Origin of the sequence: Nocardioides sp., from assembly GCF_036374615.1 — a bacterium.
In the GTDB taxonomy this organism is placed as follows: domain Bacteria; phylum Actinomycetota; class Actinomycetes; order Propionibacteriales; family Nocardioidaceae; genus Nocardioides.
On the sequence record NZ_DASUTK010000121.1, the window covers coordinates 1 to 23,524 of the forward strand.

The following is a 23,524-nucleotide window of genomic DNA, read 5'->3' on the forward strand; positions in this document are numbered from 1 at the left end:
AGTCCGAACTTTCTTGGCAGAGACATAAGCGATACTTTGAGGCATGGATCCCCGTCGTGTGCTCGTCTTCCGTGCGGTCGCCCGGGCCGGGTCGCTCAGTGGCGCCGCCCGAGAGCTCGGATGGACCCAGCCGGCGGTCAGTCAGCAGCTGCAACGCCTGGAGCGCGAGGTGGGCAGCCCGCTGCTGCTTCGCAGCACCCGCGGCGTCGAGCTCACCGAGGCCGGCAGGCTGCTGCTGCAGCGGGCCGACTCCATCGCCGGAGCCCTGCACATGGCGGAGGAGGAGCTCGCGTCGCTCGCCGACCTGCGCGGCGGCCGAGTACGGCTGGTCGCCTTTCCGTCCGCGGCCGCCACGATGGCCCCGGCAGCGCTGAAGGAGCTGGCGCGCGACCATCCCGCGATCGAGGTGGCCATGGTCGAGGCCGAGCCGCCCGAGGCCTGGGCCGCTGTCCGAACCGGTGAGGCGGACCTCGCGCTCGTCTTCGGGTACGACGGGCCGCCACCCGACGACGGCGACCTCACCTGGCTGCCGCTGACCGTGGAGCCGGTCGACCTCGTCCTCCCACCCGGTCACCCGGCCGCCTCGCGCCGCGCGGTCCGGCTCGGCGAGCTCGCCCGTGACACCTGGGTCGGCGGCTGCCACCGGTGTCGGCAGCACCTGGTCGACCGGTGTCGGCGAGCGGGGTTCGAGCCCGCACTCTCACACGAGACGGACGACAACGTCGCCGTGCAGGCCCTGGTCGCCGCGGGACTGGGCGTCACGATGCTCCCGCGCTCGTCGCTGCAGGCGTTCCAGCACCCGGATGTCGTCGTCCGGCAGTCGAAGGCGCTGGGGGAGCGGCACGTCGGGCTGGTCTACCGTCCGGGCGCCGAGCAGGTCCCCGCCACCCGTGCCCTCGTGGAACGACTGGTGGCGGTCACCCGCTGAGGGACCGGCTCACATCTCCTCGTGGGTGTCGGGGTCGCCGCCGAACAGCCGGCCGTCGGGACGCCCGAGGCCGCTGATCGCGGCCATCTCGTCGTCGGAGAGCTCGAACCCGAACACGTCGAGGTTCTCGCGCTGCCGTGACGGCGTGGCCGACTTGGGGATCGGCAGGTTGCCCTGCTGCAGCTGCCAGCGCAGGATCACCTGGCCGGGCGTCACGCCGTATCGCTCCGCCGCCTCGGCCACCGGTGGCTCCGTGAACGGAGCCTGCCGCTTGCCGAGCGGGCTCCAGGACTCGGTGACGACGCCGAGGTCGTCGTGCACCTGCTGCATCTCGGGCTGCGGCCAGTAGGGGTGCAGCTCGATCTGGTTCACGGCCGGCGTCACTCCGGTCTCGTCGATCACCCGACGCAGGTGCGCCTCGGTGAAGTTCGAGACCCCGACGCTGCGCACCAGCCCCTCCTTCCGGAGGTCCACCAGCGCCCGCCAGGTCTCGTGGTAGAGGTCGCGGCCCGGGTTGGGCCAGTGGATGAGGTGCAGGTCGAGGTGGTCGAGGCCGAGCCGCTCGAGGGACTCCTTGGTCGAGCGGATCGCGTCGTCGTAGGCGTGGTGGCGGCCGGGGATCTTGCTGGTGACCATGATCTCCTCGCGAGGTACGGCGGAATGGCGGATCGCCTCGCCGACCTCGGCCTCGTTCTCGTAGTTCACGGCCGTGTCGAGCAGCCGGTAGCCGTTCTCCAGGGCGCTGGTGACCGCGGCGACCGCGTCGTCCCCACGCAGCCCGGCCGTCCCGAACCCGATCGCGGGCAGGTCGTGACCGTCGTTGAGTGTGTACCGAGGGATGTCCATGGGTGTCACGCTAACGCGCGGATCCAGCCTGGCATCAGGGTCGGGATCGGGGTCGACCCCGATGCAACGGACGCCCGGGCCTGCCTACGTTGCCGGCATGTCCTTCTCATTGAGCAGACCTTGGCGCCGGGTAGTTCTGGCTGCGCACGTGCTGTGCGGCGTGGGGTGGATGGGCCTCGACCTCGGGCTGCTGGTGCTGGTCGTCACCGGGGCGAGCTCCGACAGCGGGCCGACCGTCGCGGCGGCGTACACCGCTGCTCGCCTGGTCATCCCGGTCGTGGTGCCGGTGCTCGCCGTCGGCATGCTCCTCACCGGGATCCTGCTGGGCTGGGGAACCAAGTGGGGTCTGCTCACCTGGACGTGGGTCCTGACCAAGCTCTCCATCGGGATCGTGCTCACCACGCTGGCGTTCGTGGCCCTGGTCCCGGGCGCGCTGAGCATCCCCGTCGACCTCACGGGAACCGCGGCCGAGGTGCGCGAAGCAGTCGGCGGAGCCGGCCGCGACCTGCTGTTCCCGCCGGTCGTCTCCTTCGTCGCGCTCGGCTTCGCACTCGTGCTGTCGATCTGGAAGCCGTGGGGCCGCACCCGCTGGGCGCGGGCCGGGGCGCTGCGTGACGAGAGGGCTTAGCGGCAGCCGCGTCCGGCACAGTCGCGGAGCTCCGCCAGCCGGCGGGCCAGTCGCTGCCGGTGCTCGCGGTACGCCGGGTTCCGTGCCTGGTTCACGAGCTGGTGCGGGTCCCGGTCCATGTCGTAGAGCTCCCGCTCACCGGTCTCGCCGTACTCGACGTAGAGCCATCGGTCCGTCCGGACCGCCGTGTAGAACATCGGGGCGTTCCGGCTGCGCGGTCCTGCCTCGAGCACCAGCCTTCGGTCCCGGCCCACGGACGGTCGCCTCGCCAGCGGCAGCAGCGAGCGGCCGTCGACCCGAAGCCCGGGCCGGGTGCGGGCGAGGGCGGCGAACGTCGGTGCGACGTCGATATTGGCAACCAGCTGGTGTCGCTTCGTCCCCGCCGGGAAACCGGGCCCGCGCACGATCAGCGGAACGCGCGTCGACGGCTCGTACACGACCGTCTTGCCGGCGTGGATCCGGTGCTCACCCATCATCCAGCCGTTGTCGGCGGTGAAGAGCACGACCGTGTTGGGCAGCTCACCGCTGCGTCGTAGCGTGGCCACGATCCGCCCCACGGCGGCGTCGAGCGCCAGCAGCGACTCGAGCCGCTGCTGGTAGGACTCGCGCATCTGGGCCTGCAGGTCCGCAGACAGGCGCGGCCGCTGCCGGACGTGGCGCGGCTTGTCCGAGACGTCGGGCTCGTCGAACGAACGCGGGCTCCGCAGTGGCCGGTCCGCGAAGCGATCCCGGTGCCGGGGAGCCACGGCGGGGGTGTTGATCCCCGGATCGTCCGGCTCCCGCGGCCTCCCGACGTGCGGTGCGTAGAACGAGGCCCACAGGAACAGCGGGGCACGGCGCGCCACCCGCTCCTCGATCAGGTCACTGGCGACCCGACCGTAGACATCGGTCTGGTACGGGCCGTCGTACGTTGTCGGCGCACCGTTCTCGAACAGGGTCGTCTCGAAGTAGTGGCCGCCGCCGATCGAGGCGTGGAAGTCGTCCCAGCCCGGCGGCACGGTCACGGGCGTCACGGCTCCGTACTCGTTGATGAACTTGCCGACGAACGCCGTCTGGTAGCCCGCGTCGTCGAGCCAGGTCGCGACTGTGCTGCTCGGGTCGAACGCGGCGTACCCACCCAGCGGCTGCTCGTTGTCGAGCACCCCGTGGTTGTGCGCGTACTGCCCGGTCAGGAAGGACGCGCGCGAGGGGCAGCACAGCGGGAACGTGGCGTAGCTGCGGGCGAACGTGGTCCCTCGTTGTCGGAGCAGCCGGCGCAACCGCGGCATCGCCTCGAGGTCGGAGACGCGCATGTCGTCGGCGGTGATGGCGACGATGTTCGGACGTGGGTCGGGGGCTCGAGCGCTTGTTGTCGACACCGAGGGCGCGTCGGAGCCGTTCGGCGCTGGTGTGGCTCCGCCGGCCATGCCGACGGCGAGCAGCGGCAGCACCGCGAGGACAGCCGTCGCTGCCCGGGTCGATCGCCGCATGGACCCCCCTCGGCGCTGGTGCACCGCGGTCAGCGAAGCACAGGCCGACCGCAGGGGGCAAGGAGCGTCCTGCGGTCAGCCGACGGCGGCTGTCGCGGCGCGCAGGTCAGAGAGGACGTCCTCGTACGCCGCCGCACACTCGGCCCGGTCACGCACCCGCAGGAGGGCCGCGCCAGGCCCGGTCGGTCTGGGACCCACGGCGCAGCGGTCGTCTCGGTGTCCACGCGACCCCTCCTCGACGTCTTCGTTCCCCGTACCGCAGGATCGACACATGTCTCTCCCCAACCCGCTCCACCGGCCCTATCCGGACGACGTGTACACCGGCGAAGGCGGCGAAGCCACTGCCTGGCTCCGTCGGGACGACACCCCGCCGGAGATCGAGTACCGCAACGGCGGCAGCTGCGAGTACCTCGCCACCGGCGACCAGACCGGCGGGCTCTACGGTCTCTACCGCTGGTCGTTCGGCGAGGCAGAGAGCGGGCCCGACCCCCACTTCCACCGCGCCATCACCGAGTCGTTCTACATCCTCGAGGGCACCGTGAAGCTGTACGACGGCAACGACTGGGTCACCGCCCGGGCCGGCGACTACCTCCACGTCCCCGAGGGCGGCATCCACGGCTTCCGCGGTGGCGACCACGCGCGGATGCTGCTGATGTTCACGCCCGGCGCCCCGCGCGAGGACTACTTCGAGACGCTCGACGCGGTCGGCCGCGGGCTCGAGATGAGCGACGACGAGCGGGCCGCGTTCATGCTGCAGCACGACACGTACTGGCTCTGACCTGCGACGTCCCTACACCTGCTTGGCCTCCATGTGCTGGTAGTCCTTCAGCGAGTGCCAGTTGCCGCCCCACTCGAAGCCGCGCTTCTTGAACGCCTTCACGACCGCGTCGTTCTTGACGATCATTCCCGGTCGCACGTCGTCCCGGTCGAGGTACTCCGCGCCGGCGGGCGGTAGCACCGTGTCGCCGTTGACGTACGGGTTCTCGACCGTGTTGATGTCGATCGCCTTCCCGTAGGAGTGGATCGAGAACCGGCCGGGGCTGCCCGTGATCGGTCGGCAGTTGAACGCCGAGGTGTTGTCGGCCGCCATGGAGGCGTCGTCGGAGCCGTCGTACTCCTCGATCAGCTCCATCCGGCGGATCGGGAACCCGGCCGCGAACATGTCCCCGAAGGCAGCGACGACCTCGTCGACGACCTCCCGGTGCACCATCAGCCGGCCTCCCTCGTGGACGGTGCCGTCGAACCCCCAGTGGTTCATCTCGATGATCCGCAGGTCGTCGATCGGGACCGGGCAGCCCGGCTTCCACGAGACGCCGATCATCAGGTCGCGGTAGTCCTCGGGCACGGTCGTGACCGTGGCGTGGAACGCCGGGTCGGGATCGGAGGGGCTGGCGGGCGCATCGGTCGCGCCCGCCACGGGCCCCGCGGCCATCAGGACGGCGGCTGTGAACATGGATCGGATGAGCATGAGTCCTCCCGAGATGTGAGCTCAAAACACCGAACCTGCCACGACCGGCGCTCGACCTCAACGTCTGTGACCCCTACGCTCGCGAGGAGTCGTAGACCCACGGGGGAGGGTGCCTCACCGGCCCCCGCTGCCGGGAGGAGAGCCGACCATGCCTGACAAGCCGTCACCCGCAGCTTCGCACGGGTACCAGCCGCGACACGGCCGCGAGACCTTCTTCATCGAGGGTGAGGGGCTCGTCGGAAGCCCGGCTGCAGTCAAGGCCGTGTCGGCGCGCCCACGGGGCCGGGCTCGGGCGGCCGCCGTCGTGCCCGACTTCCGCTTCTCGCGGATGGGACCGCGCGGCACTCGGCTGCAGCGGGGGATCCGCCGCAAGGTCGCGGCGGCGATCTCTGCGGGCGGTCGCGATCCGGTGGGCAGGATCCCGGCCGGGTACACCTATCTCGGCCAGTTCGTGGACCACGACCTCACGTTCGACGCGACCACGGTGACCCTCGGCGTGAACGTCTCGCCGGCGGACCTGCTCCAGGGCCGCTCGCCCACGCTCGACCTCGACAGCCTGTACGGCGCCGGACCGAACGACCCGGTCTCCGCGGAGTTCTACGAGGACGACCGGCACCTCAAGTTCGGCAAGACGGTCAGGGTCGACAACCTGCGCGCACGTCGTGAGTACGACCTGGCGCGGGTGGGTGACGGCAGCCGGCGCCGACCGCGGCGGGCGCTGATCCCCGACTTCCGCAACGACGAGAACCTCGCGGTCGCGCAGACCCACCTGGCGTTCATCCGGTTCCACAACCGGGTCGTCGACGGACTGGACTCGTCGGTGCCGGCCCGCCGGCGGTTCCGCGTGGCCCGCAGCGAGGTCATCAAGCACTACCAGTGGATGCTGCGCCACGACTACCTTCCCCGGATCTGCGACCGCGCCGTCGTCAAGGACGTGTTCGACAACGGGCGCAAGGTCCACGAGGCAGGAGCAGATCCGCTCACGATGCCGACCATGCCGGTCGAGTTCTCCGTGGCCGCCTTCCGGATGGGTCACTCGATGATCCGCGCGACGTACGACTGGAACGCCGAGTTCCCCGGCCGTGGCGGCGCGCTGTTCTTCCTGTTCGACTTCTCCGGGACCTCCGGTGGCCTCGGCGGCGACGAGCTGGCCCTGCCGAGCAACTGGATCGCCGACTGGCGACGGCTCTACGACTTCGCGAGCATCGGCCGCCCCGACCTGAAGCCACCGCCGGGTGCACGCAACCTCGCACGACGCATCGACACCCGGCTGGCCCCGCCGCTGTCGGACCTGCCGCCAGGCTCGTTCGGCGGGTCGTTCGACGACTTCGGAAAGCTCGTGGCCGACCTCGCGTTCCGCAACCTCGCCCGCGCCACCATGGTGAAGCTGGCGAGCGGGCAGCAGATGGCGCAGCTGCTGCGGAGCAAGGGCGTCCCCGTGACGACCCTCACCCGTCGCCAGATCCTCGGTGGCGTCGCGGACAGCGGTGGCGCCGTGCTCGACGCTCTCACCGACGGCGAGCGCGACAGCTTCGCCAAGGCCACGCCGCTGTGGTTCTACGTGCTGCGCGAGGCCGAGCTCAACGACGGACGGCTCACCGGGGTCGGTGCGAGGATCGTGGCCGAGACCTTCCACCGGGCGATGGAGGGATCGCGTCACTCCATCCTGCGCGACCCCGACTGGCGGCCGACCCTGGGCGCGGTGGACAACCGGTTCACGATGACCGACCTGCTGCTCGTCGCCTACGACAACGACAAGGACGTGCTCGCGCCGCTGGGCGACTGAGGTTCACTCTCCGGGACGGACCAGGCCCGACTCGTAGGCGACCACCACCGCTTGGACCCGGTCACGCACGCCCAGCTTGGCCAGCACCCGGGCTACGTGCGTCTTGACGGTCTCGACGCTCACGTAGAGCTGCTGCGCGATCTCGGCGTTGGAGCGGCCCCGCGCGACCTGCACCAGCACCTCCGCCTCCCGCTCGGTCAGCTGCTCGTACCACGCGGGAGGCCCCTGCCGGGCTGCCCGGGTGAACTCCTCGATCAGCCGGCGCGTGATGCGCGGGGCCAGCAGCTCCTCTCCGCGGTCCGCGGCCCGGATCCCGCCGACCAGCTGCTCTCGCGGTAGGTCCTTGAGCAGGAAGCCGCTGGCACCCGCCACGAGCGCGTCGTACACGAGCTGCGAGCGGTCGAACGTCGTCAGCATCACCACCCGGGACCCGGGGACGTCCCGGACGATCTGCCGAGTGGCCGCGATGCCGTCGGTGCCGGGCATCTGGATGTCCATCAGCACCACGTCCGGCCGCAACAGCCGGGCCTCACGGATCGCAGCCTGCCCGTCGGCCGCCTCGCCGACGACCTCGAGGTCGTCCTCGGCCGAGATGATCATCCGCAGCCCGGTGCGCACCAGCTCCTGGTCGTCGACGATCAGCAACCGGGTCACACGGGCACCTCCGGTCGGATCGGGAGCGATGCCGCGACCCCGAAGCCGCCGCCCCGGCGGGGGCCTGCGGTCAGGGTCCCGCCGTAGCGTGCCAGCGCCTCCTGCAGGCCGATGAGACCGGTGCCGGTCCCCAGGTCGTACGTCGTCAGCTCCGAGCCGTGGTCGACGACCTCGATCTCCACCCGGTCCTCACCGCGCGCGTCGCGGACGGCGACCCGGACCACGACGCGGCTGCCGGGTGCGTGGCGGGCGGCGTTGGTGAGTGCCTCGCGTACGACGAGCTGGACGGGCGCCGCCGCGGCGGTGGTGGCGACCGCGTGGTCGACGTGCCACTCGACGTCGAGGCCCGCCTCGGCCGCGAGCCGCTGGAGGCCTTGAGGGTCGAAGGCGGGGCTGGCCCTGTCGAGCTCGTCGAGCCCGGTTCGGAGGTCGGCCATGCACTCGCGCGCGGCGACCAGCATTGTCGACAGAGCGGCGTCCGGGTCAGCGCCCCGGTCCCGCGCGACGGCGGCCTGGAGGCAGGTCACCGTCATCGCGTGCGCCACGCTGTCGTGCAGCCCGCGGGCCAGGCTGAGCCTGGTACCGGCCACCGCCGCTCGCCGGGCGGTCTCGCGGTCATCCTCCAGCGCGGCGACATGGGCTCGAAGCGCCGCCGCCCTCCGAGCCGCGCCCGCCGCGACGACACCGGCAACGAACACCAGGGTCGTCAGGACCAGGGTCGGTGCCCAGGCGTCCGGGTCCCGGTACCCGGCGGGTGTGACCACCAGCAGCGTGGTCGTGCCTGCCCAGCTCAGGACGAGGCCGAGTGGCCAGGGTCGCGTGTACGCCCCCGCGGAGTACGTCGCGACCAGCATGAGTCCCAGGGCGGTCACGGTCAGGGTCAGGGGAGTCAGGAGGACGGTCATCGCGGCAGCGAGCAACCACGTGGTGCCGATGGCGGTGAGCGGTCGGCTCCGGCGCCAGATCAGGGGTGTCGCGACGAGCAGCGCTGCCAGCACGTTGGCCCACGCCGGACCGCGCGCGAACTCGCGCACCAGAGTCTCGACCGCGATCGACAGACCGAGACCCACCGCCAACGCCACGTCGCGCAGATCTGGTGGCGTGTGCGCGGAACGTGCAGCCGCCGGATCCGGGACCGGTGCGGTGGCATCGAGCGGTTCCGGTGTGGTCCGCAGGGTCCCGACCGCCTCGCGGAGCTCCACGAGGGTGGCGCGCGCCGCGTCCTCGATCCGGGTGAGCGCATCGAGGACCGCGCTCGGTGACGGGTTGCGCCGCGCGCCCTCGGCGAGCAGGACCAGGCCGCCGACACGCTCGATCACCCGCCGGTGGACCTCCACCTCGACCCGCTGCCGCTCCTCGAGGCGGGCAGCCTCGAGGTCCGCGGCGCGCTGCGCGGCGATCCGGTCACCCAGTCGGTGGAGCTCCGTGACCTGGGCCCGCCGGCGGGCCATGGCCGCTCCAGCGACAGCGGGAGCCCCGACCAGGAGGAGGAAGAAGACCAGGTCATCGACCACGGGGTAGGCGCCGGGTTCGTGGCGTTGGTTGGCGACGGTCAGACCGACCGCACTTCCCGTGACCAGGGCCGCAGCGGGCAGGGTCGGCAACCATGCCCCCAGCAGGTACCCCATGGCCAGCGCGCCGAGCACCTGCCACGGTCCGTCGAGGAACCAGCCTCCGCCGTACCAGGCGTCGAGCAGGGCGCACCCGACGACGACGGCTGTCAGCGTGAGACAGGCCGACCGTCTGAGCCGCTCCCTCCGGGTCACGCCAGCAGGCTAGTCAGGAACCGATCACCGCACGTCACTCTTGCGAGGGACGACGCCCGCAACCGTCGGGCCGGAGGGTGACGGCATGAAATTCTCACGTATGGCGGTCATCTCCGCACTCCTCTGCATCGGCGCCTGGACGGCCAAGTCCGTCGCCATCGGCATCGCAGGCGGTCTCGACCGCAGCCCGCTCGAAGGACCACTGTTCCTCCTCGGTCTGGCCTCCTTCGTGACCACGGTCGTGCTGCTGTCCTTGGCCCTCACGGCCGGGCGGCATCCGGGCGCGCGTGCTCTGGGCGTCGTCGCGGGCGTCGTGGCCGGGGCCGGCTTCAGCATCGCCACCAACGCACTGGTCACCGCGATCCGCCCGGCCGATCCGTCCTGGGTCTGGAGCGAGCTCAACCTCTGGGTCGGCGCGGCCCTGTTGCTCGGGCTGGTGCTGGCCACGCACCGGACCCGGAGCGTGACGCGGGCCTGACCGCGCCGCTCTCCTGGTCGGGAATGAACGCCGGACCGCCTCCGTTGACTGGTACAAGGTTCAACTACTCCGCGAGAGGCGCAAGCAATGCAGTTCGGCATCTTCACCGTCGGCGACGTGACGCCCGACCCCATCACGGGACGCTCCCCCTCTGAGGGCGAGCGGATCGCGGCGATGACCGCGGTCGCGCTGAAGGCCGAGCAGGAAGGGCTCGACGTCTTCGCTACCGGCGAGCACCACAACCCGCCGTTCGTCCCGAGCAGCCCGACGACCCACCTGGGCTACATCGCGGCGAAGACCGAGCGGCTGATCCTCTCGACGTCGACCACCCTCATCACGACCAACGACCCGGTGAAGATCGCCGAGGACTACGCCTTCCTCCAGCACCTGTCCGGTGGCCGGGTGGACCTGATGATGGGGCGCGGCAACACCGGCCCGGTGTACCCGTGGTTCGGCAAGGACATCCGGGACGGCATCCCGCTCGCGGTCGAGAACTACCACCTGCTGCGCAAGCTGTGGCGCGAGCCGGTCGTCAACTGGCAGGGGAAGTTCCGCACCCCGCTCCAGGGCTTCACCGCCACCCCGGCGCCGCTGGACGGCACTCCGCCGTTCGTGTGGCACGGCTCGATCCGTTCCACGGAGATCGCCGAGCAGGCGGCGTACTACGGCGACGGCTTCTTCCACAACCACATCTTCTGGAACAAGGAGCACACCGAGCAGATGATCGCGCTTTACCGGCGCAGGTTCGAGCACTACGGTCACGGCGCCGCCGACCAGGCGATCGTCGGCCTCGGCGGCCAGGCCTTCATGGCGGAGACCGAGGCGGAGGCCAAGCGGTTCTTCCGGCCGTACTTCGACAACGCCCCGGTCTACGGTCACGGGCCCTCCCTCGAGGACTTCTCCGACATGACGCCCCTGACCGTCGGCACGCCGGAGCAGGTGATCGAGCGGACGCTAGGCTTCGCCGACTACGCCGGTGACTACCAGCGCCAGCTGTTCCTCATCGACCACGCGGGCCTGCCCACCGACGTGGTCCTCGAGCAGATCGAGATCCTCGGTCGCGAGGTCGTGCCGGTGCTGCGCCGCGAGTTCGAGCGGCGCCGCCCCGCCCACGTGCCCAGCGACCCGCCGACCCACGCCTCGCTCGTGGCCGCCGGCCCCGACTCACCCCACCACCTGGTGGCACCGGCCCAGGTGTCCGAGACCGTGGGAAGCGCGTCGTGACCCGGCGCCTCGTCGTGATCAGCGCCGGCCTCGCCGACCCGTCGTCGAGCCGGCTGCTGGCCGACCAGATCACCGACGCGGTGCGCTCCCAGGTGGGGGCGCGCGGCGAGGAGGTGGCGGTCGACGTGATCGAGGTACGCGCTCTCGCGCATGACCTCGCCACCATGATGACCAGTGGCGGGATCCCCACCCCGGCCCTCACCCGGGCCCGGGACCTGGTGTCGGCCGCGGACGGTCTGGTGGCCGTGACCCCGGTGTTCACCGCCAGCTACAGCGGCCTGTTCAAGATGCTGGTCGACGCGCTCGACCCCGACTCGCTCAACGGGATGCCGGTCGTGGTCGCGGCGACGGCCGGAACTCCGCGGCACTCGCTGGTGCTCGAGCACGCGATGCGGCCGCTGTTCAGCTACCTGCGCGCGGTCGTCGTACCGACCGGTGTCTTCGCCGCCACCGAGGACTTCGGGCACGCCGGCCTCACCGACCGGATCACGCGGGCGGCCTCCGAGCTGGCGGCGCTGATGGTCTCGACGCCGAACGCGGTGGGTGGCTTCGCCCCCGACCTCGCCGCACGCCCGCGGCGGTCCGGCAGCGACGTCCCGACCGAGGTGACCCCGTTCGAGGACCTGCTCCGCGACCACTCCGGCTGACGGCGCCGTCGTGCGCGCCTGAGGACCCGCGTAACGGTGCCGCAGGTGCGCTGCCACCCCGTTGCACCGGGGTGGGAGCGCACTGCAGGTGCCGTTAGCCACCTCCCGGCACCGTCACCTCGCGCAGGCGGCCCCGGCTGTCGCCGGCGCCGACTAACCTCCCGGTGTGACGATCACTGACGTCGACATCGCCCGGTGGCGGCTGCGCAGTCAACGGCTGGTGGGCGAGGGCCGACCCGACGCCGAGTCGGTGGTGCGAGAGCTGCTGTGTGTGCAGGCCGAGAACCAGTCCCAGTCTGCGTGGGCGGTCGCGGCGCGGACCGTTCGACCCGATCCCGCCGACCTCGACGCAGGCCTGGCCGACGGCCGGGTGCTGCGGACCCACGTCATCCGGCCGACCTGGCACTACGTCACGCCGGATGACCTGGTGTGGCTGCTCGACCTGACCGCGCCGCGCGTGCGCGCCACGTTCGCGACCCAGCTCGAGCAGCTGCACGGCCTCGACCCCGCGCGCGTCGAGCGGCTCGGCGGCCTGATCGCCGACGGACTCCGCGGCGGCCACCACCTCACCCGGGCCGAGATCGCCGACCTGCTGAACGCCCAGGGTCACGACCTGACCGGGATGGCGCTGATGGTCCTGCTCGGTGACCTCGAGCAGCAGCAGGTCGTCTGCAGCGGTGCGCCGGTCGAGGGCGTCCACACCTACGCCCTGCTCGAGGAGCGGATCCCGCGGCCGCGAAGGTTGGACCGCGAGGAGGGGCTCGCCGAGATCGCGCTGCGGTACGTCGGCGGCCACGGACCCGCCACGGTCCGCGACCTCGCCTACTGGGCGACCCTGACGCCCACGGATGCGAAGGCCGGGTTCGCAGCCGTCGCCGACCAGCTCGCGACGTTCGAGCACGACGGCCGCACCTACTGGCACCTCCCCGACGAGGAGCCTCCCACCGGACCCGCGGAGCCGACCGGCCATCTGCTCCAGGTCCTCGACGAGATGTACCGCGGCTTCCAGGACTCACGGATGGTCATCGACGCGGCCGGTGCCGTGCCCCGCGCGCGTGAGGCGGCGATCGGGATGGTGCTGCACGACGGCCAGCTGGTGGCCGCCATGAAGCGCTCGGTCAGCGCTCGCGCGGTGACCTTCGAGCTCCGGCCCTACCCCTCGTGGCGCGCGCGGATGCGTCGCGACGTGGACGTCGCCGCGGCGGCGTACGGCTCCTACCTGGGCCTTGAGCCCCGGCTGAAGCTGCCCTGACCGCCGGACGAGTGACGTCCGTCCTAGGCGCGGTGCCGACCCGGCTCGCCGCCCGGCCGGCCGTCCCCCAGCGACCGGAGGTCGAGGAACTCCGAGCAGGCACCGCGGATGTCCAGCGGTGTCGACGGTGGGCCCGCGACGATCACCTCGAGCCCGTTCTCGCGCAGCCGGTGCAGCAGCGGCATGGCCGACCCGACGTCGCCGACCAGCACCACGGCGTCGAGGCGGCCGTTCGCGGCGAGCTCGACGGCGTCCATCGTGAGGGCGATCAGCGCGGGGTCCTGCGAGCTGCGGGCGCGGAACTGGTGGCGGAGCTGGATCCCGTGACGCCGGAGCACCGGCAGCCAGCAGGCGACCTCGGGTGCCGACCAGTCCGCGTGCGCGTGCACGACCGAGACCTCGCCCCGGTAGGCGAGCAGCGTCGACAGCGGTGACCACGACTCCGGCGCCACCGTCTCGGCATGGATCAGTACCCCTAGACGCACCGGTTCGCCCCCCTCAAGGCCTGGCAGGTCTGGGCGCAGCCTAGGGGAGTGGGCGCCCCACGTCCGTGATTCAAGGGCGAACCGTCGCCGCGATGATCCCGGCCAGCAGGTGCCGCAGCTCGCCCTCGGGAGCGGGCAGCCGATCGAGGAACTGCCGGTTCACGACGTCGAACGCCTGGCGGGCCTCGGCGTGGGCCGCGATCCCCGCGTCGGTCAGGGCCACCTCGTACGACCGACCGTCCTCGCGGCTCGGCCGCCGTTCCACGTGCCCGCGCCGCAGCATGGCCCGCACCCACACGGTCACGGTGGTCGCAGGCACGCGGAGGTCGCGCGCGATCCGGGACGGCGGGCAGGGGCCCACCTCCCCGACATGGCTGTAGAGCGCGTACTCCGAGGGCGTCAGCGGGCTGTCGGCCATCCCGTCGAGGAGCATCTCCTGAACCGCCTGGGCGAGCACGAAGACGTCGAAGAGCAGCGACGTGCCCTTGATGGGGGGTCGATGGGGAGCCGGGGCCACGTGTGGATTTTACTGCGATATCGCAGTAACTTCTCGTCATGAGGCTGGTGTCGGCAGTTCTGGTGGCCGTCCTCCTCGTCCTCGGCGGCGGTTGCGCGGACGACCCGCCGGCCCCGGACGCAGCGGCCACCCGAGGAGCGGCCGACCTCGACCTCCTCCTCGAGAGGCTCGAGACCATCCACCCGGAGCCGTTCCACGGCGTCCCGCGTGAGGAGTGGGTGGGTGAGCTGCGGGAGCTGCAGGACCGGCTTCCCGACCTCAGCCCCGACCAGACGGTGGTCGAGGTGATGCGGCTGGTCGCGCTGTTGAGCCGGGAGGGGCGCGACGGCCACCAGTTCGCGCTGCCGCAGCCTGGCCACGAGGGCCCGATGCTCCCGCTCCGGCTGTACTTCTTCGAGGACGGCGGCCAGGACGAGCTGGTCGTGACCGATGCGATGCCGCCGTACGACGATCTCGTGGGTGGGACCGTCACGGCGCTCGGCGGGGTGCCGGTCGAGGAGCTGCTGACGATGACCGAGCCCCTGGTCCCGCGGGACGGACCGGCGACGGTGCCCACCTTCCAGCCGCAGTTCGTGCTGCGTACCGAGGTGCTCCGCGGGCTCGGCCTGATGACCGGCGACACGATCCGTGTCAGTGTGGAGCTCGACGGGTCGGAGACGGAGCTCGACCTCGTGCCCGTCGCCTTCGAGGAGCACGAGGCCTGGGCCGGCTGGCTTGGTGTGCTCCGGCTGCCCGAGCGCCCCGACACCCGCTACCTCCGGGACCTCGACGAACCATTGACGTGGGAGCGGCTCGGCTCGGCGTTGTACGTGAGGCTCACCGAGGTCCGGGCGCAACCCGAGCCGCCGCTCGAGCGAGCGGTCCGCGAGCGCGCGTTGGACCGCCTGGTCCTGGACCTGCGGCAGAACCCCGGGGGCGACAACCACAACAACGCGGCGGTGGTCGCCCTCGTCAGCGACTTCCAGGACCGGCACCCCGAGGCGCCGGTGGCGGTGATCACGGACCGGGTCACGTTCTCGGCCGCGAGCAACCTGACCACCGACCTGGAGCGGCTGGTCGATCCGGTCTTCGTCGGTGAGCCGATGGGCGGCGGGCTCAACTTCTGGAACGACGTGACGTGGGTGCACCTGGACGACCTGCGGGTGCCGATGCAGGTCGGCGTCAGCACCCGCTACTGGCAGCAGGCAGCCGACCCGGCAGACCCACGGCTCACGATCGAGCCGGACGTCCCTGTCACGGTCGAGGCGGAGGACTACTTCGCCGGCCGCGACCCGACGCTCGACGCAGCGCTGGGTGTGCTGCCCTGAGCTGGCGGGTCACGCCTCCGGGAGTCCCTGTTCCTCCAGCCAGCGGCGCCGCCGGGTCGCGGACGCCTGTGCGAGCCATGCCTCCTGCACCAGCTCGACGATCTCCTCGCGCGTCACCTCACCGAGCCGCGAGGCCCGGACCAGCACCGACGGGTGGCCGTTGAAGTGGGGAGTGGTGAAGTACGGCGTGGCGGGATCCTGCACCAGCGCCTCCTTGTCGCCCTGGTGTGCCACCCACAGCACGATCACGTCGTCGTACTTCACCCCGGTCTCGGGGTCGACCGCGTCGGGCCGCGGGGTCCGGAAGAAGACGAACGACTTACCGCCCACCTGGTAGATCCGGTTCCCGGCCTTGGGTCCGACCTCGACGGTGACGTGCGGCATCGCGGCGGCGGCCTCGTGCACGTCCTCGGGGCAGGCTGGACGGCTCATGCCACCAGTGTGGCGGAGCCGCACCATCGGCGGTGCTTGACCTTCCAGCGACGTGAAGGATGAGACTCGTCGTCATGGCCACCGACGCGACCACCGAGCCGCTGCTCACCATCAGCGCCTTCGCCCGCGCGGTCGACCTGGCGCCGAGCACGCTGCGCTACTACGACGAGGCCGGGTTGCTCACGCCGGCAGAGGTCGACCCGCGCACGGGCTACCGCTACTACACGCCCGACCTGGAGCGGCGGGCGACGCTGATCCGCCGGATGCGCGAGGTCGGGTTGTCCGTGGACGCCATGCGGTTGGTGCTCGCCGGCGGCCACGACGAGGCGACCCGGATCCTGCGCGCGCACGTCGAGGGCGCCCACCGGTCCGCGGCGCGAGCCGCTGCCGTGGTGGACGAGATCCTCGCGGCGCTCGACGCGGCACCGGAGCCGGCGGAGGTGTCGGTCACCGTCGACGGCGCCGAGCTCGCCGCCGCGCTGCGCCGCGTAGGGCGGGCAGCGTCAGACGACGACCCCCTGGCGGGTGTGCTGCTGGACTGCGCCGACGGCGCGGTCACCGTCGTGGCGACCGACCGGTACTGGCTGGCGCTGTGGAGCGTGCCGGTGGGCGAGCCGGGTGGCGACCTCCGGGCGTTCCTGCCGACGGTCGCGGCGCGCGCCCTGGCCGAGCTGCTCGCGAGCCGGGTGACCGCCACCCTCCGGGTGTCGCCGGGCTCGGTGCAGGTCGACGAGACCGAGCTCGCCGCCGGACCGGACCGGTTCCCGGCGTACCGGCTGATCCTGCCGGGGCGGGCGGAGGGCCGGGCGACCCTCGAGCGAGCCGCGCTGGCGGCGACGGTCGACGCCGCGATCGAGGAGGGGCCCGCCGGGCCGGTGCGGTTCGCGGTCTCGGACAGCGGGGTCCGGGTCGGCGGGTACGGCGACGCCGACCAGGTGATGCTGCCCGCGGTTGTCACCGGCGCCACGACCACGCTGTGGTTCGCGGCCGGCCTGTTCCGCCGCGCGCTCGACACCCTCGTGGGTGAGTCCGTGACGGTGGCCTGGACAGCGCAGGACCGGGCGGTGCGGATCTCGCCGGTGGAGCAGCGCCGGCTCGACGTACTGCTGATGCCGGTCCGTCCGCCGCGGTGACCGCGACCGCGACGGCGACCAACGCACGACTCGCGCGCCCTGGGTTCGTCGCCTGGTTGGCCGCCGCCACCGTCTCCTCGACGGGCGACGGCGTCCTCTACTTCGCGCTCGCCTGGACCGCCTCGGGCATCGGTCCCGGCGCGGTCACGGTCGTGATGGTCGCCGGCCTCGTGCCCGAGGTGCTGCTGACCCTGGCCGGAGGGGTGCTCGCCGACCGGTGGGGCGTCCGCCGCACCCTGCTGGGCTGCACCGCGGCGATGTCCGCCCTGATCGTCGTGCTGCTGGCCGCGGACCGGGGTGGTGCGCCGCTGTTCTCGCTCCTGGTGGCGGTCGCGATCGGGCAGGGAGTGGTCGGCTCGCTCATGCAGCCCGCGAGCAACGTGATGCCCCGCCTGTTCGTGGCCGACGACGACCTGCCACGCGCGATGGCGATCGCCGGCTCGGTGCTCTCGGTGGCGCGCCTGGCCGGACCGCCGCTGGGTGCGCTGGTGGTCGTCGGGCTCGGGCTCGACGGCGCGCTGGTCGTCGACCTCGTCAGCTTCCTGCTGGTCGCCGGCGTGCTGGGCCTGGTGCGACCGCCGTACGAACGACGCCGTGAACCCGCCGCTGAGGCCAGCGCGTGGAGCGACGTCGCCGCCGGCCTGCGCGCGGTCGGCCGGGTGCCGGGCATCCGACCGCTCCTCACGTCGCTCGCACTGGTGGCCGGCGGGTTGCTGCCGCTGCTGGCACTGGGCGTGCCACTGCTCGCCCGCGAGCGCGGCTGGGCCGCCACCACCGCCGGTGTCATCGAGGCGTGCTGGATCGCGGGCACGCTCGCCGTCGGCCTCCTCGTGGCTCGGGTCGGGACGCGGGACAACCCGCGACCGCCACTGGTCGCCGGGCCGGTGCTCGCCGGCCTCGGCGTCGTGGCGCTCGCCCTCGCGCCGGCTCCCGGCCCGGCGTACGCCGCGGCGGTCGTCATGGGCATCGGGACGGCCGTCTACACGACCCACGTCTTCCCGCTCTACGTGCTGCGCAGTCCCGACGACATGCTCGCCCGCTTCCAGTCGGTCTTGATCCTGGTGCAGATGGTGATGATGCTGGTCGGGAACCTGCTCGCCGGCGGCGCGATCGGCCTGTGGGGAGTCACGCCGGTGCTGCTCGCTGCCGCCGTCGTCTGCGCCGCGGCGGCCGTCCCGGTGCTCGGGCGTCGTGCGCTCAGCGACCCGGTGGGTGGGTAACGGCGCCTGCGGTGCACTCCCACCCCGTTGCACCGGGTGGGAAGCGACGTCGGGGCACCGTTAGCCACCCAGGAAGGCCAGCACCCCGACCACGGCCGACTCCGCATCCGCGGCGACGACCGGGCCGCCGTCAGCCGGCAGATCCCAGCCGGCGATCGACCACACCGGGACGCCGGTCCGGCAGGCCAGGGCGATCTCGCTGAGCGTCCCCCAGCTTCCGCCGACGGCGATCAGGGCATCGACCGAGCGCACCAGCAGCCCGTTCCGGAGCTCACCGATCCCGGTCGGCACCGATACCGTCACCCACGGGTTCGCCTCGCGTCGGTCGCCGCCGGGCAGGATGCCGAGCGTCGTACCGCCGGCCTCCGCGGCGCCGCGGGACGCGGCCGTCATCACGCCCGTCCCGCCGCCGGTCACGACGATGCAGCCGGCCTCGGCGAGCAGCCGGCCGACGCCTTCGGCCGTCGCCGCGAGCTGCGCGCTGATCTCGCCGCTCGGGCCGACGACGCCGACGTAGCGCGTGGCCGGGCGGACCGCAGGGCCCGGAGGGCGTGATCGGCTCATGGCGGCATCCCACCACGCGACGGTCGTCTGGTCATTGGTTCACGCGGTGGGGCGGTCGCCCTGGTGGACGTCGAGACGCAGTACGCGACTGGTGAGGTCGACCAGGGGTCCGAGCAGCACGATCACCACGATCGTGCCCGGCCCGATGGTCGCGCCGAGCAGCCAGCCGCCCAGCGCGCCACCCCCTTGCACCGCGCTGTAGCTCCACCGGAACGGCACCGGCGGGTCCCACGCGAGGCCGGCAGCCTCGGCCGGCCCGGCGCCGGTCCGGCTCCCGAGGTAGGCGGTGATCCCGATCCCGATCACCGGCAGCGCCGCGGCCAGCATGAGCGTCTGGCCCGGCCACGTGGAGGGCGTCGCGGCGCGATCGAGCAGGAGGGAGGCGACCCCGCCGACGACCACCACCTGCACGACCGTGCCGATCCCGGGCACGACCCGCCGCGCGGCCGCGAGCGCGAGGAAGGCCACCGACACCACGACGTTGGCCACCAGGAAGGACATCCCGGTCGCGATCGAGACCCCGTTGACGAGGGTCGAGAACCCGTCGGAGCCGAGGTCGGCCGTGAGCAGCAGCGCGACCCCGATGCCGAGGACGACGCAGCCTCCCACGAGGAGCAGGAGCCTGGGGGTACGGCGCACGTCGCCATCCTGTCAGCGGCACCGCCGACACCCGGTCGACCGGTGGTCAGGACTCCTCGACCTCGGCGTGCCGCTGGTGCAGCCGCTCGCGGATCTCCTCGGGTGAGTAGGAGCGTCGTTCGCGCTCCTGCCGGGTCACCGCCACCCCGGTCGCGGCGATCCCGACGACCCCGGCCAGGCCGAGCCACTTCCACCACGGGCGCACGCCACGATCGTAGGGTGCGCGGTATGGCGGGCGGGGCGCGCGGACTCGGGATCGACGAGGCGGTCGCGTTGACGCGTACCGGCGACCTGTGGCTCTTCCGAGGCCGACGCAGCCCCGACCGCGCGATCCAGACGTTCACGAACAGTCCGGTCAACCACGTCGGCATGGCGGTGGTGATCGACGACCTGCCGCCGCTCATGTGGCACGCCGAGCTCGGGAAGAACCTGGTGGATCACTGGACCGGCAAGCATCACCGTGGTGTCCAGCTGCACGACCTGCGAGACGCGGTCGTCCGTTGGCAGGACCACTACGACCAGTCGGCCTGGCTCCGGCAGCTGCACCCGGAGGTCGGACGGGCGGAGGAGGACGCCGTGCTCCGCTGCATCGCGCGGCTCGACGGTGTTCCCTTCCCGAGCGCCGGCCGGCTGGCTCTGCGCTGGCTGCGTGGCCGGGACGCGTACGTCCCGCACAGGCAGCGCCACGTCGAGCGGCCGCGGCCCGAGGCTGCCTTCTGTGCCGAGGTGGTCGCGCTCACCTACCAGGAGATGGGGCTGCTCGGCCTCGACCGCCGTGCCACCTGGTACGACCCGGGCACGTTCTGGAGCGGCGGGTTCCTACCGCTCCAAGCGGGCTGGACGCTCGGCGACGAGGTGCCGGTGCGCAACCAGGCCGACGGCTGACCGAGCTCCCGCACCTTCGTGTGCCGACCCTGGATGCAGGAGGCCGACTGGGCGAGACTGTCGAGAGGTCATCTGACGAGAGGGAGCGGCACCATGACGTCACTGCTCAACCCGTACCTGAGCTTCGACGGCAGCGCGCGGGAGGCGATGGAGTTCTACCAGGGGGTGCTGGGCGGCGAGCTGGAGGTGATGACGTTCGGCCAATACGGCGGGGCGCCGGCCGACGGCGTCATGCACGCCCGCCTCGAGACTCCCTCTGGCTTCCACCTCATGGCCGCGGACCTCCCCGAGGGCGAGTCGATGACAGTCGGCACGAACATCACCCTCAGCCTGTCCGGGGACGACACCGACGACCTCACCGGCTACTTCCAGAAGCTCTCCGAGGGCGGCACCGTCACGATGCCGCTGGAGCAGCAGATGTGGGGCGACTCGTTCGGGATGTTCACCGACCGGTTCGGCATCGGCTGGATGGTCAACATCGCCAGCGAGGGGAACCCGGAAACCTCTTGACTGTCGCTGGGGTCGGCGTACTATCGCGATATATCGTTCACTATCGGTCGTACGAACCGGGCCGCGGCGTCACGGGGGAGGAGCAGGACATGGCACACATCCACGGCAAGTGGGGCGGAGGCCCCTGGGGCTGGGAGCAGGGGAGTCGGGGCCGACCGGGACCGCCGACGTGGTTGGCCGAGATCTTCGGGATGGCGCCGACGCCGCAGCGGCCCTCCCGGGCCCGCCGAGGCGACGTGCGCGCCGCGATCCTGGACGTGCTCGCGGTCGAGCCGCTGAACGGCTACCAGGTGATCCAGCAGATCGCGGAGCGTTCCGGAGGCGCCTGGCGACCGAGCCCGGGGTCGGTCTACCCGACGATCTCGCAGCTCGAGGACGAGGGGCTGGTCGTCTCCGACCAGGAGCGAGGCCGGACGCTGCGCCTCACGCCGGAGGGTGAGACCTACGTCGCCGAGCACCCCGAGGAGCTCTCGGCGGTCTGGACGTCCTTCGACGCAGAGCCGGTCGCCGACGCCCCGGACCTGTCGGTGCTGAAGTCCGAGATGGGCCAGCTGGTCTCCGCGGCCTGGCAGATCGTCACCAACGGGACCGACCAGCAGCGCAAGGACGCGATGGCGGTGCTGATCGAGACCCGCCGCAAGCTCTATGGCCTGCTGGCCGACGAGGACCCGCGATGAGCGCCCCGGGGCTGCGGATCGGCGACGCCGACCGGGAGCGCGCACAAGCCATCCTCGCCGACCACTACGCGGCCGGCCGGCTTGACAAGGACGAGTACGACCAGCGGCTCGACCAGATCTGGGCGGCACGCACGCGGGGCGAGCTGGCGCCGGTCTTCCGGGACCTCCCCGGAGCGGCCCGGCAGCCAGGAGTCGGCGGCACGGCGTACTCCACGGCCGCCGCGCGCGCCCGGTTCAACCCGCCGCCGCGTCGCTCGTGGGCCTCACGGGTCCCGACGCCGTTGCTGGTGCTGCTCGTGGTGCTCGGCGCGATCGCGGTGATGGCCAACCTGCCCCTGATCCTGGTCGGGCTCGGGGTGTGGTTCTTCTTCTTCCGCGGCTCGTGCGGCACGCGGAGGATGCACTCCTCGCGCCACTGGTGACTCAGACCGAGATCGCGCGGTTGACCCAGGTCGAGGTCACCTTCATCCCGACCTTCTCGTAGAGGCCGAGCGCGCCCGTGCGAGAGTCGGTCGACAGCCCGCAGGTCACGGCGCCGTGGTCGCGCGCGACCCGGAACGCGTCGACCATCAGCGCCTGGGCCAGGCCGCGGTTGCGCTGGTCCCGGCGCACGGCGAGCCGCGAGACGAACGCCTCGGCCGGCCGATCGTCGTCGGGCACGTAGATCGACTCGATCGCGACCCCGACGACCTCGCCGGCCGGGTCGGTGACGACTCGGACCATCCACGGCTCGAAGCCGGGGCGGCCCATCACGACGGCCCGGAAGTCGTCGAAGGTCTCGCGGTCGCGGACCGACCATTCCAGGAACGCGTCCTCGACGACGGTGTGCACGGCCGGGTACTCCGACGGGTCGGCCTCGCGGACGGCGTACCCATCGGGCAGCGGCCGGTCCACGATGTCAGCCCCTTCCGGCAGCTGGAGCACCCAGCTGGACCAGCGGACCTCGTAGCCGAGGCCGGCGAGCAGCCGGTCGCTCGGGGAGCCTTCCGGGACCGGCATGCCGACGACCGTCGCCCCGAACGACGCGGCCTTCTCGCGCATCCATGCGGCCAGTGCGGTACCGATGCCGCGGCCGCGGTACGACGGGTCGACGGCTGCGTCGCCGCGGTCAGGTCTGGCGAACTCGGCGTACCCGACCAGCCGGTCGCCGTCGAAGACGCCGACGCCCTGGGCGGACACGTCGAAGCTGGGCCGGGCCCAGTCGCTGACGATGTCGGCCTCCTCGATCTCGACCATGCCGAGGTCGGCGAGCTCCTGCGCTGCCATCACGTCGTAGACCGCGCGGGCGTCGCTCATCACGAGCGGCCGGGCGGTGAGGCCCTCCGGAAGATCCATGCGGACATGGTGGGCCCGAACGACGAACGGTGCCACCCAAATACCGCGGCGTGTGCCTGAGAGTGCGCTTGAGCGCACTCTCAGGCACACGAGGCCGGAGGGAACCGGGGGAGGGTCAGGCGGTCTTGATGGCCGAGATGTCGAACTCGAGCTTGATCTTCTCGGAGACGAGGACGCCACCGGTCGCGAGCGCGGCGTTCCAGGTCAGGCCCCAGTCCTTGCGGTTCACGGTGACGTCGCCCTCGAAGCCGACCCGGGTGTTGCCGAACGGGTCGACCGCGGAACCGGTCTGCTCGAACTCGATGGTGACCGGCTTCGTCACGTCCTTGATGGTCAGGTCGCCGGTGATGGTCCACTCGTCGCCGTCACGCGAGACGTCGGTGGAGCGGAAGGTCATGGTCGGGTAGGTCTCCACGTCGAAGAAGTCGGCCGAGCGGAGGTGGCCGTCGCGGTCGGGGCTGCCGGTGCTGACCGAGGTCACGTCGATGCTGAGCTCGACGGAGGAGGCAGCCGGGTTCTCGGTGTCGATGTGGGCGTTCGCGGTGAACGTGGGGAAGTGGCCGCGGACCTTGGTCACCATCGCGTGGCGGGCGACGAAGCCGAGCCGCGAGTGCGAGGTGTCGATCGCGTAGTCGCCAGCGATGTCGGTGAGGGTGGTGGTGGTCATGGAGGTA

29 protein-coding genes are annotated in these 23,524 nt (G+C 72.0%); 15 read left to right on the forward strand and 14 right to left on the reverse strand.

What is annotated here, in order from left to right:
* The first annotated feature begins 43 nt into the window (after positions 1–43).
* On the forward strand, positions 44–928 hold the full coding sequence (locus VFZ39_RS09845) for a LysR family transcriptional regulator (RefSeq protein WP_330865567.1): 885 nt from the start codon (positions 44–46) through the stop codon (positions 926–928).
* A 9-nt stretch (positions 929–937) separates the two neighbouring features.
* On the opposite strand, the gene VFZ39_RS09850 is transcribed toward VFZ39_RS09845, so the two are convergent.
* Complete coding sequence (locus tag VFZ39_RS09850) at positions 938–1,774, reverse strand: aldo/keto reductase (RefSeq protein ID WP_330865568.1); 837 nt, start codon at positions 1,772–1,774, stop codon at positions 938–940.
* 97 nt (positions 1,775–1,871) lie between these two features.
* On the opposite strand from VFZ39_RS09850, the gene VFZ39_RS09855 reads away from it, so the two are divergent.
* Positions 1,872–2,402 (forward strand): hypothetical protein, encoded by a 531-nt coding sequence (locus VFZ39_RS09855; RefSeq protein ID WP_330865569.1) that lies wholly within the window; start codon positions 1,872–1,874, stop codon positions 2,400–2,402.
* Here VFZ39_RS09855 and VFZ39_RS09860 read toward each other — a convergent pair.
* Entirely contained in the window at positions 2,399–3,871 is a 1,473-nt protein-coding gene (locus VFZ39_RS09860; RefSeq protein WP_330865570.1) for a sulfatase, read from the reverse strand. The genes VFZ39_RS09855 and VFZ39_RS09860 overlap by 4 nt on opposite strands.
* A gap of 75 nt (positions 3,872–3,946) precedes the next feature.
* Positions 3,947–4,069 (reverse strand): hypothetical protein, encoded by a 123-nt coding sequence (locus VFZ39_RS09865; protein ID WP_330865571.1) that lies wholly within the window; start codon positions 4,067–4,069, stop codon positions 3,947–3,949.
* Positions 4,070–4,142: 73 nt separating this feature from the next.
* Between VFZ39_RS09865 and VFZ39_RS09870 the strand changes: the two genes are divergently transcribed.
* Complete coding sequence (locus VFZ39_RS09870; RefSeq protein WP_330865572.1) at positions 4,143–4,649, forward strand: cupin domain-containing protein; 507 nt, start codon at positions 4,143–4,145, stop codon at positions 4,647–4,649.
* A gap of 12 nt (positions 4,650–4,661) precedes the next feature.
* On the opposite strand, the gene VFZ39_RS09875 is transcribed toward VFZ39_RS09870, so the two are convergent.
* A complete protein-coding gene (locus tag VFZ39_RS09875; protein ID WP_330865573.1) occupies positions 4,662–5,324 on the reverse strand; it encodes a M15 family metallopeptidase in 663 nt (220 codons plus the stop codon).
* Between the two features lie 163 nt (positions 5,325–5,487).
* Here VFZ39_RS09875 and VFZ39_RS09880 point away from each other — a divergent pair, with 163 nt between their 5' ends.
* Positions 5,488–7,125, forward strand: a complete 1,638-nt coding sequence (locus tag VFZ39_RS09880; protein ID WP_330865574.1) for a heme peroxidase family protein — start codon at positions 5,488–5,490, stop codon at positions 7,123–7,125.
* A gap of 3 nt (positions 7,126–7,128) precedes the next feature.
* Here the strand turns inward: VFZ39_RS09880 and VFZ39_RS09885 are convergent, their stop codons facing one another.
* Positions 7,129–7,779, reverse strand: a complete 651-nt coding sequence (locus VFZ39_RS09885; RefSeq protein WP_330865575.1) for a response regulator transcription factor — start codon at positions 7,777–7,779, stop codon at positions 7,129–7,131.
* Positions 7,776–9,545: a sensor histidine kinase gene (locus VFZ39_RS09890; RefSeq protein ID WP_330865576.1), complete on the reverse strand. Its 1,770-nt coding sequence runs from the start codon at positions 9,543–9,545 to the stop codon at positions 7,776–7,778. The genes VFZ39_RS09885 and VFZ39_RS09890 overlap by 4 nt, the downstream gene beginning before the upstream one ends.
* Before the next feature lie 85 nt (positions 9,546–9,630).
* Between VFZ39_RS09890 and VFZ39_RS09895 the strand changes: the two genes are divergently transcribed.
* The 4 genes from VFZ39_RS09895 to VFZ39_RS09910 all read left to right on the forward strand — a co-directional run bounded on the left by VFZ39_RS09895 (position 9,631) and on the right by VFZ39_RS09910 (position 13,146).
* Positions 9,631–10,023 (forward strand): hypothetical protein, encoded by a 393-nt coding sequence (locus VFZ39_RS09895; protein ID WP_330865577.1) that lies wholly within the window; start codon positions 9,631–9,633, stop codon positions 10,021–10,023.
* Positions 10,024–10,110: 87 nt separating this feature from the next.
* Positions 10,111–11,247 carry an LLM class flavin-dependent oxidoreductase gene (locus tag VFZ39_RS09900; protein WP_330865578.1) on the forward strand — a complete coding sequence of 379 codons (1,137 nt, stop codon included), beginning with the start codon at positions 10,111–10,113 and terminating at the stop codon, positions 11,245–11,247.
* Positions 11,244–11,894, forward strand: coding sequence for an FMN reductase (locus tag VFZ39_RS09905; protein WP_330865579.1), 651 nt, complete (start codon positions 11,244–11,246; stop codon positions 11,892–11,894). The genes VFZ39_RS09900 and VFZ39_RS09905 overlap by 4 nt, the downstream gene beginning before the upstream one ends.
* A gap of 166 nt (positions 11,895–12,060) precedes the next feature.
* Positions 12,061–13,146, forward strand: a complete 1,086-nt coding sequence (locus VFZ39_RS09910) for a winged helix DNA-binding domain-containing protein (RefSeq protein WP_330865580.1) — start codon at positions 12,061–12,063, stop codon at positions 13,144–13,146.
* A 23-nt stretch (positions 13,147–13,169) separates the two neighbouring features.
* Here VFZ39_RS09910 and VFZ39_RS09915 read toward each other — a convergent pair whose 3' ends face one another.
* Positions 13,170–13,631, reverse strand: a complete 462-nt coding sequence (locus VFZ39_RS09915; RefSeq protein WP_330865582.1) for an NYN domain-containing protein — start codon at positions 13,629–13,631, stop codon at positions 13,170–13,172.
* A gap of 70 nt (positions 13,632–13,701) precedes the next feature.
* Complete coding sequence (locus VFZ39_RS09920) at positions 13,702–14,148, reverse strand: MarR family winged helix-turn-helix transcriptional regulator (RefSeq protein ID WP_330865584.1); 447 nt, start codon at positions 14,146–14,148, stop codon at positions 13,702–13,704.
* Between the two features lie 38 nt (positions 14,149–14,186).
* Here VFZ39_RS09920 and VFZ39_RS09925 point away from each other — a divergent pair, with 38 nt between their 5' ends.
* Positions 14,187–15,455, forward strand: coding sequence for a hypothetical protein (locus VFZ39_RS09925; RefSeq protein WP_330865586.1), 1,269 nt, complete (start codon positions 14,187–14,189; stop codon positions 15,453–15,455).
* Between the two features lie 9 nt (positions 15,456–15,464).
* Here the strand turns inward: VFZ39_RS09925 and VFZ39_RS09930 are convergent, their stop codons facing one another.
* Complete coding sequence (locus tag VFZ39_RS09930; protein WP_330865588.1) at positions 15,465–15,887, reverse strand: MmcQ/YjbR family DNA-binding protein; 423 nt, start codon at positions 15,885–15,887, stop codon at positions 15,465–15,467.
* A 74-nt stretch (positions 15,888–15,961) separates the two neighbouring features.
* Between VFZ39_RS09930 and VFZ39_RS09935 the strand changes: the two genes are divergently transcribed.
* Complete coding sequence (locus tag VFZ39_RS09935; RefSeq protein WP_330865589.1) at positions 15,962–17,020, forward strand: MerR family transcriptional regulator; 1,059 nt, start codon at positions 15,962–15,964, stop codon at positions 17,018–17,020.
* Entirely contained in the window at positions 17,017–18,240 is a 1,224-nt protein-coding gene (locus VFZ39_RS09940) for an MFS transporter (RefSeq protein ID WP_330865590.1), read from the forward strand. Before VFZ39_RS09935 ends, VFZ39_RS09940 begins: the two co-directional genes overlap by 4 nt.
* 60 nt (positions 18,241–18,300) lie before the next feature.
* Here the strand turns inward: VFZ39_RS09940 and VFZ39_RS09945 are convergent, their stop codons facing one another.
* Genes VFZ39_RS09945 through VFZ39_RS09955 form a run of 3 tightly spaced genes read right to left on the reverse strand, consistent with a single transcriptional unit; the run spans position 18,301 to position 19,648 of the window.
* Entirely contained in the window at positions 18,301–18,804 is a 504-nt protein-coding gene (locus VFZ39_RS09945; RefSeq protein WP_330865591.1) for a TIGR00725 family protein, read from the reverse strand.
* Positions 18,805–18,843: 39 nt separating this feature from the next.
* Positions 18,844–19,443, reverse strand: a complete 600-nt coding sequence (locus tag VFZ39_RS09950) for a hypothetical protein (RefSeq protein WP_330865592.1) — start codon at positions 19,441–19,443, stop codon at positions 18,844–18,846.
* A 46-nt stretch (positions 19,444–19,489) separates the two neighbouring features.
* Positions 19,490–19,648 (reverse strand): hypothetical protein, encoded by a 159-nt coding sequence (locus tag VFZ39_RS09955; RefSeq protein WP_330865593.1) that lies wholly within the window; start codon positions 19,646–19,648, stop codon positions 19,490–19,492.
* A gap of 23 nt (positions 19,649–19,671) precedes the next feature.
* Between VFZ39_RS09955 and VFZ39_RS09960 the strand changes: the two genes are divergently transcribed.
* The 4 genes from VFZ39_RS09960 (at position 19,672) to VFZ39_RS09975 (ending at position 21,937) form a co-directional block, all read left to right on the forward strand.
* Positions 19,672–20,328, forward strand: coding sequence for a hypothetical protein (locus VFZ39_RS09960; protein WP_330865594.1), 657 nt, complete (start codon positions 19,672–19,674; stop codon positions 20,326–20,328).
* A gap of 93 nt (positions 20,329–20,421) precedes the next feature.
* A complete protein-coding gene (locus tag VFZ39_RS09965; protein ID WP_330865595.1) occupies positions 20,422–20,838 on the forward strand; it encodes a VOC family protein in 417 nt (138 codons plus the stop codon).
* A gap of 89 nt (positions 20,839–20,927) precedes the next feature.
* Positions 20,928–21,515, forward strand: a complete 588-nt coding sequence (locus VFZ39_RS09970; RefSeq protein WP_330865596.1) for a PadR family transcriptional regulator — start codon at positions 20,928–20,930, stop codon at positions 21,513–21,515.
* Complete coding sequence (locus VFZ39_RS09975; RefSeq protein ID WP_330865597.1) at positions 21,512–21,937, forward strand: DUF1707 domain-containing protein; 426 nt, start codon at positions 21,512–21,514, stop codon at positions 21,935–21,937. The genes VFZ39_RS09970 and VFZ39_RS09975 overlap by 4 nt, the downstream gene beginning before the upstream one ends.
* Before the next feature lies 1 nt (position 21,938).
* On the opposite strand, the gene VFZ39_RS09980 is transcribed toward VFZ39_RS09975, so the two are convergent.
* The gene (locus tag VFZ39_RS09980; protein WP_330865598.1) at positions 21,939–22,850 is read right to left on the reverse strand and encodes a GNAT family N-acetyltransferase; all 912 of its coding nucleotides are present in this window, start codon (positions 22,848–22,850) and stop codon (positions 21,939–21,941) included.
* Between the two features lie 115 nt (positions 22,851–22,965).
* Entirely contained in the window at positions 22,966–23,517 is a 552-nt protein-coding gene (locus tag VFZ39_RS09985) for a YceI family protein (protein WP_330865599.1), read from the reverse strand.
* Positions 23,518–23,524: the final 7 nt, after the last annotated feature.